Source organism: Caldovatus aquaticus (assembly GCF_019458025.1).
In the GTDB taxonomy this organism is placed as follows: domain Bacteria; phylum Pseudomonadota; class Alphaproteobacteria; order Acetobacterales; family Acetobacteraceae; genus Caldovatus; species Caldovatus aquaticus.
In genome coordinates, this window is sequence record NZ_JAHZUY010000014.1 from 63,758 (window position 1) to 80,147 (window position 16,390).

General features: G+C 73.4%; 18 protein-coding genes. 12 read left to right on the plus strand and 6 right to left on the minus strand.

Translation table 11 applies throughout. The annotated features are described in order from the left end of the window. Window positions 1-293 precede the first annotated feature (293 nt). Window positions 294-1,091 carry a thiazole synthase gene (locus K1J50_RS07920; RefSeq protein ID WP_220117167.1) on the minus strand — a complete coding sequence of 266 codons (798 nt, stop codon included), beginning with the start codon at window positions 1,089-1,091 and terminating at the stop codon, window positions 294-296. 8 nt (window positions 1,092-1,099) lie between these two features. Beyond that, window positions 1,100-1,312 carry a sulfur carrier protein ThiS gene (thiS, locus tag K1J50_RS19715; protein WP_220117168.1) on the minus strand — a complete coding sequence of 71 codons (213 nt, stop codon included), beginning with the start codon at window positions 1,310-1,312 and terminating at the stop codon, window positions 1,100-1,102. Between the two features lie 185 nt (window positions 1,313-1,497). On the opposite strand from thiS, the gene aroQ reads away from it, so the two are divergent. The 3 genes from aroQ to accC are packed head-to-tail and all read left to right on the plus strand — an operon-like array spanning window position 1,498 to window position 3,830. Then, on the plus strand, window positions 1,498-1,977 hold the full coding sequence (aroQ, locus tag K1J50_RS07930; RefSeq protein ID WP_220117169.1) for a type II 3-dehydroquinate dehydratase: 480 nt from the start codon (window positions 1,498-1,500) through the stop codon (window positions 1,975-1,977). Further along, entirely contained in the window at window positions 1,974-2,444 is a 471-nt protein-coding gene (gene accB / locus K1J50_RS07935; RefSeq protein WP_220117170.1) for an acetyl-CoA carboxylase biotin carboxyl carrier protein, read from the plus strand. Before aroQ ends, accB begins: the two co-directional genes overlap by 4 nt. Before the next feature lie 21 nt (window positions 2,445-2,465). Further along, window positions 2,466-3,830, plus strand: coding sequence for an acetyl-CoA carboxylase biotin carboxylase subunit (gene accC, locus K1J50_RS07940; protein WP_220117171.1), 1,365 nt, complete (start codon window positions 2,466-2,468; stop codon window positions 3,828-3,830). Between the two features lie 28 nt (window positions 3,831-3,858). On the opposite strand, the gene K1J50_RS07945 is transcribed toward accC, so the two are convergent. Further along, window positions 3,859-5,487, minus strand: a complete 1,629-nt coding sequence (locus tag K1J50_RS07945; protein ID WP_220117172.1) for an ABC transporter substrate-binding protein — start codon at window positions 5,485-5,487, stop codon at window positions 3,859-3,861. Between the two features lie 99 nt (window positions 5,488-5,586). On the opposite strand from K1J50_RS07945, the gene K1J50_RS07950 reads away from it, so the two are divergent. The 7 genes from K1J50_RS07950 to K1J50_RS07980 all read left to right on the plus strand — a co-directional run bounded on the left by K1J50_RS07950 (window position 5,587) and on the right by K1J50_RS07980 (window position 12,381). Next, window positions 5,587-7,200, plus strand: coding sequence for an ABC transporter substrate-binding protein (locus K1J50_RS07950; RefSeq protein WP_220117173.1), 1,614 nt, complete (start codon window positions 5,587-5,589; stop codon window positions 7,198-7,200). 21 nt (window positions 7,201-7,221) lie between these two features. Then, window positions 7,222-8,199: an ABC transporter permease gene (locus tag K1J50_RS07955; RefSeq protein ID WP_220117174.1), complete on the plus strand. Its 978-nt coding sequence runs from the start codon at window positions 7,222-7,224 to the stop codon at window positions 8,197-8,199. Further along, entirely contained in the window at window positions 8,196-9,128 is a 933-nt protein-coding gene (locus tag K1J50_RS07960; RefSeq protein WP_220117175.1) for an ABC transporter permease, read from the plus strand. The genes K1J50_RS07955 and K1J50_RS07960 overlap by 4 nt, the downstream gene beginning before the upstream one ends. Continuing rightward, a complete protein-coding gene (locus K1J50_RS07965; RefSeq protein WP_220117176.1) occupies window positions 9,125-10,123 on the plus strand; it encodes an ABC transporter ATP-binding protein in 999 nt (332 codons plus the stop codon). Before K1J50_RS07960 ends, K1J50_RS07965 begins: the two co-directional genes overlap by 4 nt. Then, on the plus strand, window positions 10,120-11,163 hold the full coding sequence (locus K1J50_RS07970; RefSeq protein WP_220117177.1) for an ABC transporter ATP-binding protein: 1,044 nt from the start codon (window positions 10,120-10,122) through the stop codon (window positions 11,161-11,163). Before K1J50_RS07965 ends, K1J50_RS07970 begins: the two co-directional genes overlap by 4 nt. Continuing rightward, window positions 11,160-11,297, plus strand: coding sequence for a hypothetical protein (locus K1J50_RS07975; RefSeq protein ID WP_220117178.1), 138 nt, complete (start codon window positions 11,160-11,162; stop codon window positions 11,295-11,297). Before K1J50_RS07970 ends, K1J50_RS07975 begins: the two co-directional genes overlap by 4 nt. A 277-nt stretch (window positions 11,298-11,574) precedes the next feature. Further along, a complete protein-coding gene (locus tag K1J50_RS07980; RefSeq protein WP_220117179.1) occupies window positions 11,575-12,381 on the plus strand; it encodes an FkbM family methyltransferase in 807 nt (268 codons plus the stop codon). A gap of 57 nt (window positions 12,382-12,438) precedes the next feature. On the opposite strand, the gene K1J50_RS07985 is transcribed toward K1J50_RS07980, so the two are convergent. Next, window positions 12,439-13,218, minus strand: a complete 780-nt coding sequence (locus K1J50_RS07985) for an NAD kinase (RefSeq protein WP_220117188.1) — start codon at window positions 13,216-13,218, stop codon at window positions 12,439-12,441. 59 nt (window positions 13,219-13,277) lie between these two features. After that, window positions 13,278-14,120, minus strand: coding sequence for a carbon-nitrogen hydrolase family protein (locus tag K1J50_RS07990; RefSeq protein ID WP_220117189.1), 843 nt, complete (start codon window positions 14,118-14,120; stop codon window positions 13,278-13,280). A gap of 561 nt (window positions 14,121-14,681) precedes the next feature. Between K1J50_RS07990 and K1J50_RS07995 the strand changes: the two genes are divergently transcribed. After that, window positions 14,682-15,533: an LOG family protein gene (locus tag K1J50_RS07995; protein WP_369413549.1), complete on the plus strand. Its 852-nt coding sequence runs from the start codon at window positions 14,682-14,684 to the stop codon at window positions 15,531-15,533. Between the two features lie 21 nt (window positions 15,534-15,554). Here K1J50_RS07995 and K1J50_RS08000 read toward each other — a convergent pair whose 3' ends face one another. Next, window positions 15,555-15,710 (minus strand): DUF1127 domain-containing protein, encoded by a 156-nt coding sequence (locus tag K1J50_RS08000; RefSeq protein WP_255575049.1) that lies wholly within the window; start codon window positions 15,708-15,710, stop codon window positions 15,555-15,557. A 298-nt stretch (window positions 15,711-16,008) separates the two neighbouring features. Between K1J50_RS08000 and K1J50_RS08005 the strand changes: the two genes are divergently transcribed. Continuing rightward, the coding region (locus K1J50_RS08005) for a transposase (protein ID WP_220117181.1) at window positions 16,009-16,390 on the plus strand (382 nt) is incomplete at its 3' end.

Consider the following 16,390-nt stretch of genomic DNA (forward strand, 5'->3'; position numbering starts at 1 on the left):
GCGAAGGCCCGGGCGCCTGCGGTGGCGGCGCGCCGTCCCGCACCGCGGCGTCGGCAGAGGCGCCGTGCCGCCGCAGGCCCGCCGGGAAGCGGCCGGTGGTCCTCCGGGCCGGCGGGGGAGCCGTCGGCATTCCGGGCAGGGCGAGCGCCGGTCGCGCCGGTCGCCGCGAGGCGGCGCCGTCCGTCCGGCCGTCCCCCGGGGCCTTTCCCGCCGCGCTCCCGCCGGGCCCGCCCCGCCTTCAGGCGCGGGACGGCCGCCGGCGGGGGGCTGCCGGCGCCGCCGGGCGGCCCGCGCTAGCGGATCAGCCCCTCGGTCAGCGGGCTCGACGGATCGGCGGCGTACTTCTTCGGCATCCGCCCGGCGAGGTAGGCCAGCCGCCCCGCCTCGACCGCCGCCTTCATCGCCCGCGCCATGCGCACCGGGTCCCTGGCGTGGGCGATGGCGCTGTTCATCAGCACCGCGTCGCAGCCGAGCTCCATCGCCACCGTGGCGTCGCTCGCGGTGCCGACGCCGGCGTCCACCAGCACCGGCACCTTCGCCTGCTCGACGATGGCGCGGATCATCACCGGGTTCTGGATGCCGAGGCCGGAACCGATCGGCGCGCCGAGCGGCATGACGGCGCAGCAGCCCATCTCCTCCAGCCGCTTCGCCGCGATCGGGTCGTCGTTGCAGTAGACCATCACCTGGAAGCCGTCCTTGAGCAGCGCCTCGGCGGCCTCGAAGGTGGCGCGCATGTCCGGGTAGAGCAGCGGCGGCGGGCCGAGCACCTCGAGCTTCACCAGGTTCCACCCGCCGGCCTCGCGGGCGAGGCGGAGCGTGCGCACCGCCTCCTCGGCGGTGTGGCAGCCGGCGGTGTTGGGCAGGTAGGTGTAGCGCTTCGGGTCCACGTAGTCCTGCAGCATCGGCGCCTTGGGGTCGGAGAGGTTGACCCGCCGCACCGCGACGGTGACGATCTCCGCCCCGCTCGCCTCGATGGCGCGCGCGGTCTCCTCCAGGTCCTTGTAGCGGCCCGTGCCGACGATCAGGCGCGAGCGGAAGCGGCGGCCGGCGACCTCCCAGGTGTCGTCGGCGCCCGTGTGCAGGCCGTCCATGGCTCTCCTCAGCCTCCGCCGATGAAGTGCACGATCTCCAGCCGGTCGCCCGCGGCAAGCGCCGTCGTGGCATAGGTGGAGCGCGGCACGATCTCGAGGTTGCGCTCGACCGCCACCTTGCGCGGGTCGAGCCCGATGCGGGCGAGCAGGTCCGCCACCGTCGCCGGGGCCGGAATCTCGCGCCTCTCGCCGTTGACCGTGATCGCGATCGTTGCCGTCATGGCCGGGAATGTGGCGAAGCCGGGCCGGGCCGACAACCCGCCGGCGCCCGCCCCGGCCGCGCGGCCGGCGCCCGCCCGCCTTGCGGCAGGGGGAACGGTGCGCCCGCGAATCGGTGCCGCGCTTGCGGCCGCGGACCGCCCCATGCTAGCGGCCCACGGCATCGCGAAGCGAATCGGGCGCGGCCGTGGCTCCACCCCTCATCGCCGTCCTGAACGGCCCCAACCTCAACCTCCTCGGCACGCGCGAGCCGGAGAAGTACGGCACCGCCACGCTCGACGACGTCGAGGCGCTGTGCGCCGAGGCGGCGGAGGAGCTCGGGCTTGCCATCGATTTCCGCCAGACCAACAGCGAGGGGGAGCTGATCACCTGGGTGCAGGAATGCCGCGGCCGCGCCGAGGGCATCGTGATCAACCCGGCCGGCTACTCCCACACCTCGGTCGCGCTGATGGACGCGCTGCTCGCCGTCGGCCTGCCGGTGATCGAGGTGCACATCACCAACATCCACCGGCGGGAGGCGTTCCGGCATCACTCCTACGTCTCCCGGGCCGCGACGGGGGTGATCGCCGGGCTCGGCATCGGCGGCTACGCGCTCGCGCTGCGGGCGATGGCCGCGATCCTGGAGGCCGCCGCCGGGGACGATCCCACGCAGGACGAGGACGCATGACCGACGGCATCCGGTTCGATCCCGCCCAGATCCGCGAGCTGGCGCGGATCCTGCGCGACACCGACCTCACCGAGATCGAGCTGGTGGAGAAGGACAGCCGCATCCGCGTGGTGCGCCAGGTGACGGTGGTGCCGGCCGCGGCCCCCGCCTCCGCGACCGTCGCGGTGCCGGCGCCGACCGCGCCGCAGGCGGCCGCCGCCGCGCCGTCGGAACCGGCGGAGGCGACGCCGCCGGCCGGCACCGTGACCAGCCCGATGGTCGGCATCGCCTATCTGGCGCCCGAGCCCGGCGCGCCGCCCTTCGTGCAGGTCGGCAGCAAGGTGGCGCAGGGCCAGACCCTGCTGCTGATCGAGGCGATGAAGACCTTCAACCAGATCAAGGCGCCGAAGGCCGGCACCGTCACCCGCATCCTGGTCGAGAACGGCGCGCCGGTCGAGTACGGCGAGCCGCTCATGGTGATCGAGTAGCGGCCGGGGGCGGCGGCGACGATGTTCGGCAAGGTCCTGATCGCCAACCGCGGCGAGATCGCGCTGCGCATCCACCGCGCCTGCCAGGAGATGGGCATCCGCACCGTTGCGGTGCACTCCACGGCGGACGCGACGGCGATGCACGTGCGGCTCGCCGACGAGAGCGTGTGCATCGGTCCGCCCTCGCCGCGCGACTCCTACCTCAACGTCGCCGCCATCCTCTCCGCCGCCACCATCACCGGGGCGGACGCGATCCATCCGGGCTACGGCTTCCTTTCCGAGAACGCCCGCTTCGCCGAGATGGTGGAGGCGCACGGCTTCGCCTTCATCGGCCCCGCGCCCGAGCACATCCGCATGATGGGCGACAAGATCGCCGCCAAGGAGGCGATGCGCCGGCTCGGCGTGCCGCTGGTGCCGGGCAGCGAGGGGGCGGTGCCGACCGTCGAGGAGGCGCGCGCCGTCGCCCGCGAGGTCGGCTATCCGGTGCTGATCAAGGCCGCCGCCGGCGGCGGCGGGCGCGGCATGAAGGTCGCGCGCGGCGAGACCGAGCTCGAGGAGGCGTTCCGCGTCGCCCGCGCCGAGGCGCGCGCCGCCTTCGGCGACGATTCCGTCTACATCGAGAAGTTCCTCGACCGCCCGCGCCACATCGAGCTGCAGGTGCTGGCCGACACCCACGGCAACGTCGTCCACTTCGGCGAGCGCGACTGCTCGCTGCAGCGCCGCCACCAGAAGCTGGTCGAGGAGGCCGGCTCCCCGGCGCTGACCGCGGCCGCGCGCGACGCGCTCGGCGCGCAGGTGACGCGGGCGCTCGCCGAGCTCGGCTACCGCAACGCCGGCACGCTGGAGTTCCTGTGGCAGGACGGCCGGTTCGCCTTCATCGAGATGAACACCCGCCTGCAGGTCGAGCATCCGGTGACGGAGATGGTCTGCGGCGTGGACCTGGTGAAGGAGCAGATCCGCATCGCCGCCGGCGAGCGGCTCGGCTACCGCCAGTCCGACATCCGCTTCCAGGGCCACGCCATCGAGTGCCGCATCACCGCCGAGGACCCGGACAGCTTCGCGCCCTCGCCGGGGCGGGTGACGATGTACCACGCCCCGGGCGGGCCGGGCGTGCGCGTGGACAGCGCGCTCTACTCCGGCTACGCGGTGCCGCCCTACTACGACAACCTGGTGGCCAAGCTGATCGTGCACGCGCCGACGCGCGCCGAGGCCATCGCGCGCCTGCGCCGCGCGCTCGCCGAGATGGTGGTGAGCGGCATCAGGACGACGCTGCCGCTGCACCAGCGCATCGTCGCCGACCCGGAGTTCCAGGCCGGCGACTACACGATCCACTGGCTCGAGCGGTTCGTCGCGCGCGGGCGCGAGGCGCGGGCCCGCGCCGCGTAGAGGCCGGCCGGGCCCTCGGGGGGGGCGGTCAGGGGGCGGGGCGCACCGCGGTCGCGACCGTGCGCTCGTCCATCCGCGCGGCGTAGGTGAGGCCGCGCCGCGTCGCCCAGATGTTGACGAGCTGGTAGAGCGGGACGATGGCGACGTCCTCGCTCACCATCCGCACCGCCTCGCGCAGCATCCGCTCGCGCCGCTCCTCGTCGAGGGTCGCGACCGCGCGCTCGGTCAGCGCATCCAGCGCCGGGTTGGAGTAGCGGGCGGAGTTCGCCGCGCCGCGCCGCCGCGCGCGGTCGTAGGTGCCGAAGACGTTGACCAGCATGTAGCTCGCCTCCCCGGTGACGCTGCCCCAGCCGGTGAGGCGCACGCCGAACTCCTGCCGCGCCGAACGGGCGGCAAAGGAGGCCCAGGGCAGCGCCTCGACCTGGGTGCGCACGCCGATGCGGGTCCACATCTGCGCGATCGCCTGCGCGGTCTTGGCGTCGTTCGGGTAGCGATCGTTCGGGGTGTGCAGGGTGAGGCGGAAGCCGTCGGGGTAGCCGGCCTCGGCGAGCAGCCGCCGCGCCGCGTCCGGGTCGTAGGGCGGCACCCCGACCTCCGGGTCGTGGCCGAAGGAGCCGGGCGGCAGCCACTGGCCGGTCGGGTCCGCCGTGCCCTCCATCACCCGCTCGGCGAGCGCCCGGCGGTCGATCGCCAGCGAGAGCGCGCGGCGCACCCGCACGTCCTTGTAGGGATTGGCCGCCAGCGGGCGGCCTTCGTTGTCCGCGACGAAGACCGGGTTCTCGGTGCGCGAATGGTCGAAGGCGAGGTGGATCATGCGCAGGCCCTGGATCTCGTGCAGGGCGACGCGCGGGTCGCGCCGCAGGCGCGCGAGGTCGGTCGAGGGCACCTGGTCGATCACGTCCACGTCGCCGGCGAGCAGCGCCGCGGTGCGGGCGCCGTCGTTGGCGATGAAGCGGTAGGAGACGCGCGCCCACGGCTCCGCGCCGCCCCACCAGGCGTCGTTGCGGGCCATCTCGGTGCGGTCGCCGGCGCGGTGGGCGACCAGCCGGTAGGGCCCGGTGCCGATGGCGGCGCGGCCCGCGTTGTAGTCCTCGGTGGTCGCCCCCTCGCCGGCGTGGCGCGAGACGATGGCGACCGAGGCGAGCTCGGTCGGCAGCAGCGGATGCGGCGCCGCGGTGTGCAGGCGGAGCAGCAGCGGCTCCACCACCTCGACCCGGGCGATGGCGCGCACCATGCCGCCGAAGCCGCCGGGGCTGTTCGGCACGTGCGGGGCGCGGGCGATGGTGAAGGCGACGTCGTCGGCGGTGAAGGGGCGCCCGTCGTGCCACGTCACGCCCGGGCGCAGGCGGAACTCCCACACCGTCGGCTCGACCGCGCGCCAGCTCTCGGCGAGGCCGGGATAGGGGCGCGCCCGGGGGTCGCGCTCCACCAGGCGGTCGAAGAGGTGCATCGCGAGGGAGTTGTTGGGGCTCGCGTTGTAGAAATGCGGGTCGAGCGAGGTCACCGCCCCGCCGATGCCGATGGCGAGCGCCGCGCCGCCCGGCGCCGCCTGCTGCGCCGCCGCCGGCGCCCCGGCGAGCGCGGCGGCAAGGGCAAGGGCGGCGGCGCGGCGGCGCGGGCCGGGCAGGGGGGCGGGGGGACGGAGCGGAGGGTGCATCGGCATCTCCCGGGCTGGCGCGCGCTCGCGCGAGCCTAGCGGGGGGCTGGTCGGGCTGCTACAAGGACGGTGTCTGGGAGCGACCCGAGGGCGAGAAGAATGTCCGCAACCCTGAGGAGGAACGCGTCCGTCGCGGCCGGTGCCGCCGCGCTGGCGCTGGCAGTCCTGGGCGCCGCCGCGCCCGCCCGCGCGCAGACGCTGACCATGGCGGTCGGCGCGCCGGTCACCTCGCTCGACCCCCACTACCACCAGCTCTCGCCCAACAACGCGGTCGCGGACATGATCTTCGACCGCCTGATCAACACCGACAACCTCTCGCGCATGGTCCCCGGCCTCGCCGTGGAGTGGCGCGCGGTCGAGCCGACGGTGTGGGAGTTCCGGCTCCGCCCGGGCGTCCGCTTCCACAACGGCAACCCGTTCACCGCCGAGGACGTGGCCTTCACTCTCCAGCGGGTGCCCAACGTGCCCAACAGCCCCTCCTCCTTCGCCGCCTATGTGCGGCCGATCCGGGGGGTGGAGATCGTGGACCCGCTCACCATCCGGCTGCGCACCGCCGCCCCCGCGCCCCTGCTGCCGCAGGACCTCACCAACGTCCGCATCCTCGACCGCGAGACGCACGAGGGCGCGGCGACCGAGGACTACAACTCGGGCCGCGCCGCCGTCGGCACCGGGCCCTGGCGCGTCGTCCAGCACCGCAGCGGCGACCGCATCGAGTTCGAGCGCAACGACGGCTACTGGGGCGAGAAGCCGGCCTTCCAGCGCGTGACCTACCGGATGATCACCAACGACGCGGCGCGCACCGCGGCGCTGCTCGCCGGCGACGTCGAGTTCATCGACCAGGTGCCGACCTCGGACCTCGCCAAGCTGCGCGCCGACCAGCGGGTGACGCTGTCGGAGATCACCGGCCTGAGGCTGATCTTCCTCGGCCTCGACCACCTGCGCGCGCCGAACGAGAACTCGCCCTTCGTCACCGACCACGAGGGGCGGCCGCTCGGCCGCAACCCGCTGCGCGACGTGCGGGTGCGCCGCGCGCTCTCGATGGCGATCGACCGCCAGGCGATCACGCAGCGGGTGATGGAGGGCGCGGCGACGCCGGCGGGCCAGTTCCTGCCCCAGGGGGTGTTCAGCCACGTGCCCGAGCTGACGCCGCCGCGCTTCGACCCCGAGGGCGCGCGCCGCCTGCTCGCCGAGGCCGGCTACCCGCAGGGCTTCCGCATCACCCTGCACAGCCCGAACGACCGCTACATCAACGACGCGCGCATCGCCCAGGCGGTCGGCCAGATGTGGACCCGCATCGGCGTGCGCACCGCGGTCGAGGCGCAGACCTGGACCACCTTCATCGCCCGCGCCGGGCGGCAGGAGTTCTCCGCCCACCTGATCGGCTGGGGCTCCAACCCCGAGGGGTCGCACCCGCTGCGCAACATCATCGCCACCTACAACCGCGAGCGCGGCTTCGGCGCCTCCAACCGCGGCCGCTACTCCAACCCGGAGGTGGACGCGCTGATCGAGCAGGCGCTGGTCGAGATGGACGAGGAGAAGCGCGAGCGCATCCTGCAGGAGGCGCAGCGCAAGGCGTTCGAGGACGTGGCGATCATCCCGCTGCACATCCAGACCAACATCTGGGCGATGCGCCGCCACCTCGCCCACACCCCGCGCAACGACGAGCTGACCCGGGCGCAGGACGTCCGGCCGGCCAACGCCGCCGCCCGCTAGCGCCCGGGAGGGGCGGGGCGCATGAGCGTCTACCTGCTCCGGCGGCTGCTGCAGGCGGTCGCCGTCGTGTTCGCCATGTCGCTGATCGTCTTCGTCGGCGTCTATGCGATCGGCGATCCGGTCGAGATCCTGATCAGCCCCGACGCCGACCAGCTCGAGCGCGAGCGCGCCATCGCCGCGCTCGGCCTCGACCTGCCGCTGTGGGAGCAGTACTTCGTCTTCCTCGCCCGGGCGATGCAGGGCGACCTCGGCCGCAGCTTCGTCTTCAACGAGCCGGCGCTCCGGCTGATCCTGCAGCGCATGCCGGCGACGCTCGAGCTCGCCTTCGGCGCCACCATCATGGCGCTGATCATCGGCCTTCCCCTCGGCCTCTACGCCGGGCTGCGGCCGCACTCGCCGCTCAGCCGCGCGATCATGGCCGGCTCGATCCTCGGCTTCTCGCTGCCGACCTTCTGGGTCGGGCTGATGCTGATCATGGTGTTCGCCGTGCAGCTCGGCTGGCTGCCCTCCACCGGTCGCGGGCCGACGCGGGAGCTGCTCGGCCTGCAGTGGAGCTTCCTCACCTGGGAGGGGATGCGCCACATGCTGATGCCGGCGATCAACCTCTCGCTGTTCAAGATCAGCCTGGTGATCCGCCTGACGCGGGCGGGCGTGCGCGAGACCATCCTGCAGGACTACGTGAAGTTCGCCCGCGCCAAGGGCCTCCGCCCCGCGCGCGTGGTCGGCGTGCACGTGTTCAAGAACATCCTGATCCCGGTGGTGACGGTGGTGGGGCTCGAGCTCGGCTCCACCATCGCCTTCAGCGTGGTGACCGAGAGCGTCTTCGCCTGGCCGGGGATGGGCAAGCTGATCATCGATTCGATCAACGTGCTCGACCGGCCGGTGATCGTCGCCTACCTGATGATCATCGTGCTGATGTTCATCACCATCAACCTGGTCGTGGACCTCACCTACTCGGTGCTGGATCCGCGCGTGCGGCTGGAGGCCAAGGGGACATGAGCGATCTCGCCCTCGGTCGCGGCGCCGTCCCCGCCGCCGCGGCGGCGCCGGAGCGGGTGGAGACCCCGTTCCGCCGCTTCGTCAGCGAGTTCGCCGAATCGCGCCTCGCGCTGCTCGGCCTCGCGGTGTTCGCGCTGGTCGCGCTGGCGGCGATCCTCGCCCCCTGGATCGCGCCGCAGAACCCCTACGACCTCGCCCAGCTCGACATCTTGGACGGGCGGATGGAGCCCGGCACGGTGGGCGGCGCCGGCTTCACCTACTGGCTCGGCACCGACGACCAGGGCCGGGACATGCTCTCCGGCATCATGTACGGGCTCCGCATCTCGCTCTCGGTCGGCGCGGGGTCGGCGCTGATCGCCTGCCTGGTGGGGGCCTCGCTCGGCCTGCTCGCGGCCTATGCGGGCGGGCGGACCGACAGCCTGATCATGCGCCTCGTGGACCTCCAGCTCTCCTTCCCCGCGATCCTCGCGGCGCTGATGATCCTCGCCTTCCTCGGCAAGGGCATCCTCAACGTCGTGATCGCGCTGGTGCTGGTGGAGTGGGCCTACTACGCGCGCACCGTGCGCGGCACCGCCCTGGTCGAGCGCCGGCGCGAGTACATCGAGGCGGCGCACTGCCTCGCGCTGCCCACGCACCGCATCCTGTTCCGCCACCTGCTGCCCAATTGCCTGCCGCCGCTGATCGTCGTCGGCACCATGCAGGTCGCGCGCGCGATCGCGCTCGAGGCGACGCTCTCCTTCCTCGGCCTCGGCGTCCCCATCACCGAGCCCTCGCTCGGCCTCCTCATCGCCAACGGCTACGAGTACATGCTCTCCGGCAAGTACTGGATCAGCTTCTATCCGGGGATCGCGCTGCTGATCACCATCGTCTCGATCAACCTCGTCGGCGACCAGCTGCGCGACGTGCTGAACCCGCGGCTCAGGAAGTGAGCGGCGCCGCCTCCCCGACGCTGGAGGTGCGCAACCTCCGCACCCACTTCTTCACCCGCGCCGGCGTGGTGAAGGCGGTGGACGACGTCTCCTTCACCGTGCCGCGCGGCAAGGTGCTCGGCCTCGTGGGCGAGTCGGGGTCGGGCAAGTCGGTGACGGGGTTCTCGATCATCGGCCTGGTGGACCCGCCGGGCCGCGTCGTCTCCGGCGAGATCCTGTTCCAGGGCCGCGACCTGACGAGGCTCTCGGAGGAGGAGATGCGCGACCTCCGGGGCAACCGCATCGCCATGATCTTCCAGGACCCGATGATGACGCTCAATCCGGTCCTGCGCATCGACACCCAGATGATCGAGACGGTGCTCGCCCACGCCAGGGTCTCGCGCGAGGAGGCGCGGCAGCGCGCGCGCGACGCGCTCGGCATGGTCGGCATCCCCTCGCCGGAGGAGCGGCTGCACGCCTATCCGCACCAGTTCTCCGGCGGCATGCGCCAGCGCGTGGCGATCGCGATCGCGCTGCTGCATCGTCCCGACCTGATCATCGCCGACGAGCCCACCACCGCGCTCGACGTGACGATCCAGGGCCAGATCCTCGCCGAGGTGCAGAAGCTCTCGGCGACCACCGGCACCGCGCTGATCTGGATCACCCACGACCTCTCCGTCGTCGCCGGCCTCGCCGACGAGATCGCGGTGATGTACGCCGGGCGCATCGTCGAGCGCGGCCCGGTCGCCGAGGTGCTCGACCGCCCGCTGCACCCCTACACCGTCGGCCTGATCGGCTCGGTGCCGAGCCGCAACCGGCGCGGCGAGCCGCTGCGCCAGATCCCGGGCATGACGCCCTCGCTGCTCAACCTGCCGCCCGGCTGCGCCTTCCGCGCCCGCTGTCCGCGCGCCGACGAGGCCTGCCGCGCCGAGCCGCCGATGCGCGAGCTCCTGCCCGGGCGCGAGGCGCGCTGCTTCCGCCCGCACCTCGAGGCCGCCGCGGAGACCGCGGCATGAGCGCCGCCGCCCTGGACACGGCGCGCCCCGCCGCGACCGCGGCGCCGCCGATGGTCGAGCTGCGCGGCGTCTCCCGCCGGTTCGAGAAGCGGCTCGACCTCGCTGGCAAGCTTGCCCGGCGGCTCGGCCTGCCCGTGCGCGAGGAGGTGGTGCACGCGGTGGACGGCGTCGACCTCGCCATCCGCAGGGGCGAGGTGGTGGGCCTGGTCGGCGAGTCGGGCTGCGGCAAGTCCACCCTCGGGCGCATGGTCGCGGGCATCCTGCCGCCCTCGGCCGGGACCATCCTGCGCGACGGGCGCGACATCACCACCCTGCCGCCGGCCGAGGCGCGCGCGGTCAAGCTGCGCACGCAGATGATCTTCCAGGACCCGTACGCCTCGCTCAACCCGCGCATGAAGGTCGCGGACATCGTCGGCGAGGCGCCGCTCGTGCACGGCATCGTCACGCGCGCCGAGTTCGACGCCTACGTGGACGAGCAGCTCCGCCGCGCCGGCCTCGACCCCGCCTTCAAACGGCGCTACCCGCACCAGTTCTCGGGCGGGCAGCGCCAGCGCATCGGAATCGCCCGCGCGCTGGCGGTGAAGCCCGACTTCCTGGTCTGCGACGAGGCGGTGGCGGCGCTCGACGTCTCGATCCAGGCGCAGATCCTCAACCTGTTCATGCGGCTGCGCCGCGAGCTCGACCTCACCTACCTCTTCATCAGCCACGACCTCGGCGTGGTCGAGCACCTCTCCGACCGCGTCGTGATCATGTATCTCGGGCGCGTGCTCGAGGAGGCGCCGGCGGAGGAGGTGTTCCGCCGCCCGAACCACCCCTACACGCGCTCGCTGCTCGCCGCCGTGCCGCGCATCGAGGCGCGCAAGCGCGCCTTCTCCGCGGTGCAGGGGGAGATCCCCTCGCCGCTGCACCCGCCTCCGGGCTGCCACTTCCACCCGCGCTGTCCGCACGCGACGGAGCGCTGCCGGGTGGAGCGCCCGCGCCTGCGCGAGATCGCGCCCGGCCACCGCAGCGCCTGCCACCTCAACGACGCGCTGGCATGACGCGTCCTCGCGCCGTGCCGCTGCTTCTCGCGCTCGCGCTGGCGGCCGCGGCCCTCGCTGCGTGCGAGCGCGGCGGCGGGCAGTCCGGCCCCTACATCGGCCTCGGCGGCGGGATGAGCCATGGCGTGCGGTAGCGGCCGCCGAAAACCCGCCGCGCCTGTTGTTGCCTCTCGCTGGCCGTTCGCCGCGGCTGCGGATGCCAACCCCCTATCTGGCGCGACGGCCGCCGGCACGCGGGGGTCGCCGACAGTGTCCTGACTTAGGAATGGTGTCCGTCCGACGGGGCCGCTGGGGACTGGGTAGCCCCCCATTCGCGGAGTTGGCGATCTGGGACCAGGCCGATTGACCTTCAGGTTGCGTTCGCCGATCCTGTACCTCGGCACGAACTAGCACGCGCAGGGAATGGGCGGCGTGGACAAGAGCAGCAGCGAGGCAGGGAAGACCACGGTAGCGCCCGGGTGGGACGGCTTCTCGGAAGCGCTGAAGCCGCTGCTTGCAAAACTTAACGACCTGCATGCCGCGGTGCTGTTCCAGGCGCTCGGGTCCGACCGGATCATTGAATTTGCGGCGTTCGATGTGCGGGTGCGGATGCATCTGCCTTTCGCTGCGGTCGACGCGATCCAACGCAACATCCTCGTCCGGCATGCGTTCTACGAAGCGCCGGCGCTCGCCCAGGTACGCGGGCTGATCCGCCGCGGCGCAGTCGTGGCGGACATTGGAGCCAACATTGGCAACCATACCCTGTTCTTCGCCATGGTTTGCGGCGCCGGGATGGTGCACGCCTTCGAGCCGATGCGCGTGACCTTCGAACTGCTCCGGCGCAACGTCGCTCTCAACAACCTATCCAACGTCAATTGCATCAACGCCGCGCTTGGCGCGGAGCAAGGGCGCGCAGACCTGCTCGGCTTTGCACAGCACAACATGGGCGCGGCTCGCCTGCTCGCGTCCGAGACCGACACCGGCGACTACACCGTGACCACTCTTGACGCGCAGGGCTTTGATCGCCTCGATTTCGTCAAGATCGACGTGGAAGGCGCGCACCTCGCGGTGCTCGAAGGCGCCCGCGAGACGCTGGCGCGCCATCGTCCGCTGATCTGGATCGAGCTAAGGCCCGGGCTCGGCGAGCTGGAGACGGGGGACGCCGCGCTGCGCGCCCTCGGCTATCGCCAGGTGCGACCGCTCTCCCACATGAACTGGCTCTACCAGCACGCCGGCTGATGCCCGGCAGCGCGGATTTCCCCGGCTGCCGAGCTCGGCGGCGTCCGCGTTCCGCCCCTAGACCGTGAACTGTTCGGCGATGATCCGCTCGGAAAGGTTGTGGTCCGGGTCGAACAGCATGGTCAGCGAGATGCTGCGGTCCTCGCGCACCTCCACCCGCTGCACGTCGCGCACCTCGGTGTAGTCGGCGACGGCGGCGACCGGGCGCTTCTCCGGCTCCAGGATCTCGAACACCACCACCGCCTTGTTCGGCAGCAGCGCCCCGCGCCAGCGCCGCGGCCGGAAGGCGCTGATCGGCGTCATCGCCAGCAGCTCGGCGCCGAGCGGGATGATCGGCCCGTGCGCCGAGAGGTTGTAGGCCGTGCTGCCGGCCGGCGTGGCGACGATGATGCCGTCGCAGATCAGCTCCGGCAGCCGCTCCTTGCCGTCCACCAGGATGCGGATCTTAGCCGCCTGCCGCGTCTCGCGCAGCAGCGAGACCTCGTTGATGGCGAGCGCCTCCTCCACCCGCCCGTCCGCCGTCGTCGCGATCATCCGCAGGGGATGCAGCACCGCCGCCTGCGCCACGGCGAGGCGCTCGAGCAGCCCCTCCTCGCGGTAGTCGTTCATCAGGAAGCCGACGCTGCCGCAATTCATCCCATAGACCGGGATGTTGCGGCCGAGGAAGCGGTGCTGCGTCTCCAGCATGAAGCCGTCGCCGCCCAGCGCGACGATCACCGCCGCCTGCTCCGGCGGCACGTCGCCGTAGCGGGCGACGAGGCGTTCGCGCGCCGCGCTCGCCACCTCGGTCGCGGCGGCGAGGAAGGCGATGCGCCCGGCGAAGGCCTGCGCTCCCACCGTCGGCGCATCCGCCGCCGAGGGGCGCGCGCCGGCGTCCGGCGCGGCAGCGGTCGCGCTCACGCCAGCCTGCGGTGCTCGAGCACCCGCATGTCGCGCCGCACCCGCTCGGTCAGCGCCCGGTCCACCCGCGCCGTGGCCCAGCCCACCCCGTCGGAGGCCTTCGCCACCACATGCCCCCAGGGGTCGCAGACCAGGGAGTGGCCGTAGACCTGCCGCCTCTGCCCGCGTTCCAGATACTCGCCCCAGCTCGCCGCGGCGGCGATCCAGCACTGGGTCTCGATGGCCCGCGCCCGCAGCAGCACCTCCCAGTGGTCCTTCCCGGTGGCGAGGGTGAAGTTGGAGGGGACGAAGATCAGCTCCGCCCCGGCCCGGCGCAGCGCCAGGTAGAGCTCGGGAAAGCGCACGTCGTAGCAGATCGAGAGGCCGAGCCGCACCCCGCCCGGCCCGTCCAGCGTCACCAGCTCGCGCCCGCCCTCGTAGGCCGCGCTCTCGCGGTAGCCGGTGCCGTCCGGGGCGGTGATGTCGAACAGGTGGATCTTGCGGTAGCGCGCCACCTCCCGTCCCTCCGGGTCGAACACGACGGTGGTGTTGCGCAGCCTTCCGCCCTCGCCCCCCGCCTCGATGATCGAGCCGCCATGGACGAAGATGCGGTTGGCGCGCGCCATCGCGCGCAGGAACTCGTAGGCCGGCCCGCCCGTGCCGCCGGAGCCCGGCGGGGGCAGGAGCTCGGCCGCGGCCTCGCGCGCCGCACGGTCGCCGCCCAAGTTGGTCCAGGTTTCGGGCAGGCTGATCAGGTCGGGACGGTCGGCGGCGATGGCGGCCTCCGCCAGGCGGCGCGCCTGGGCGATGTTGGCGGCCTTGTCGCTGCCCTGGTTCATCTGGAGCACGGTGACGCGCATGGCGGAGGGATAGGGCGGGACGCGCTCGGGGGTGGCGGGCGCGCCGGCGGCAGGCCGGCGCGGCGGGGTCACGGCCAGGGGCCGGCGCCATCAAGCCGCAGCGGCGCGGCGGCGGCAAGGGCTTGGCGCGCGCCCGGCCGCGCTCCGGTCGCGCCGCGGCGACGCTCCCCGATCCCCGGCGGCCGCGCGCGCGGAAGCGACGGATCCTGCTCGGCCTGCTGGCGGCGCTGCTCGCCCCGGCGGCCGCGCGCGCGCGGAAGCGATGAGGACGCGGCCGCGCTGGCCGGCCGGATCGCCCCGGCGGCCGCGCGCGCGGAAGCGATGGCGTGCCGGCCGCGCGGCCGCCACCCCGGAGGGTCGTCGCTCCCCGGGACCGGCGTCCCGCGCGGCCGGAGGAAGCCGGCCGGGGCGCCCGCCGCCGGAAGGCCGCCGCCCCGGCCCCCGCCGCGCGGGTTGTGGCGGCGCGCCCGGCGCCGCAGGATGGCGCCCCTTGCACCGGGCCGGCCGGCCCGGCCGTTTCCGACCCGGCGCCGCCGCGCCCGCAGGAGCCGCTTCCCGCCCGTGCCGCTCGACCCCGCCGACAACAGCGCCCAGCGCAATTCCCCCTCCTATCGCCTGGCGGTGGAGGACACCGCGTTCCTGCTGCGCGAGGAGTTGCGGCCGCTCCGCTTCGCCCTCGAATACGCCAAGCCCGACCTGATCCTGCGCGACTGGGGCGTGCGCTCGACCATCGTCGTCTTCGGCTCCGCCCGCATCCCCTCGCCCGAGCAGGCCGAGGCCGCCATCGCCGCCGCGCCGGCGGGCGAGGCGCGCGAGCGGGCGCGCCGCCGCGCCGCTCTCGCGCGCTACTACGCGATGGCGCGGGAGTTCGCGCGCATCGTCTCGCTGCGCGGCGGCGCCCTCTCGCCCAACGGGCGGCTGCGCGACAACGTGATCGCCACCGGCGGCGGCCCGGGGATCATGGAGGCGGCGAACCGCGGCGCCGCCGACGTCGGCGCCCCCTCGATCGGCTTCAACATCACCCTGCCGGCCGAGCAGGAGCCGAACGCCTACACCACGCCCGAGCTGACCTTCCGCTTCCACTACTTCGCCATGCGCAAGATGCATCTCGCGATGCGCGCCAATGCGCTGGCGATCTTCCCCGGCGGCTTCGGCACCTTCGACGAGCTGTTCGAGCTGCTCACGCTCGTGCAGACGCGCAAGGCGCCGCCGTTGCCGATCGTCCTGTTCGGCGCGGAGTACTGGCGGCGCGCGGTCGGCTGGGAGGTGCTGGTCGAGCACGGCATGGTGGACCGCGCCGACCTCGGCCTGTTCGAGATCGTGGACGGTGCCGAGGAGGGCTGGCAGGCCCTGCTGCGCCGCGGCCTCGGCGCCCACTCGCCGCTTGGCCGCGCCGTGCTGGACGAGGAATGAAGGAACCGCCGCCGCGTCCGCTCAGGCCCGGCCGTCCCGGTCGCGCCGCCGCGGCGCGAGGTCCCAGGAGCGGCGGTCCGCCTCGTGCAGGGCATCGGCGCGGCTGAGGCCGATGTCGGACAGCATGCGGTCGTCCATCGCGGCGAGCTGGCGGCGGCTCTCGATCGCCCGCAGCATGCGGACCAGGAACCCCCGCCAGGTGCCGCGCGCCGCGCGCTCCCGCAGGGCGGCGCCGGCGGCTTCCTTGGAGACCCCTGCGAAATGCCTAGAGCGGTGTTCTTAGAGTCTGTCTCGAAACGCCTTCGATATGAGCCTGTGGGGCTGGATGGCCGGCCCGCGCCGTGATTCGAACGGGTTGCGACACCTTGGCCGAACGACGCGATGTGGACCCCGGCCACCCGGACGCCTCGAAAACCCCCTGGCTGCGACGCGGTGTGATCTGATTCGCTTCGACTGGTGATGGCGGGGGCGCGGCATGGCGGGGCAGGCGCGTTTGTTCGACGCGGAGGAGCGTCTGCGCTGGCTCTCGGCCTCGGGCGGCTTGCTGGAACGGCTGCGCGCCGTGGTGGATTTCGAGGCGTTCCGTGCGGAGCTCGAGGCGGCGCTGCCGCGGGCGGACCGCAGCCGCGGCGGGCGGCTGCCCTACGACGCGGCGCCGATGGTCCGCGTGCTGGTGCTGCAGGCGCTCGGCACGCTTTCGGACGAGCAGACCGAGTACCAGCTGCGCGACCGGCTGTCGTTCATGCGCTTCGCGGGCCTGGCGCTGCACGAGGCGGTGCCCGATGCCAAGGCGGTCTGGCCCTGCCGCGGGCGGCTGACGCGCGCGGGCGCGCTGGCCCGGCTGTTCGCCCGCTTCG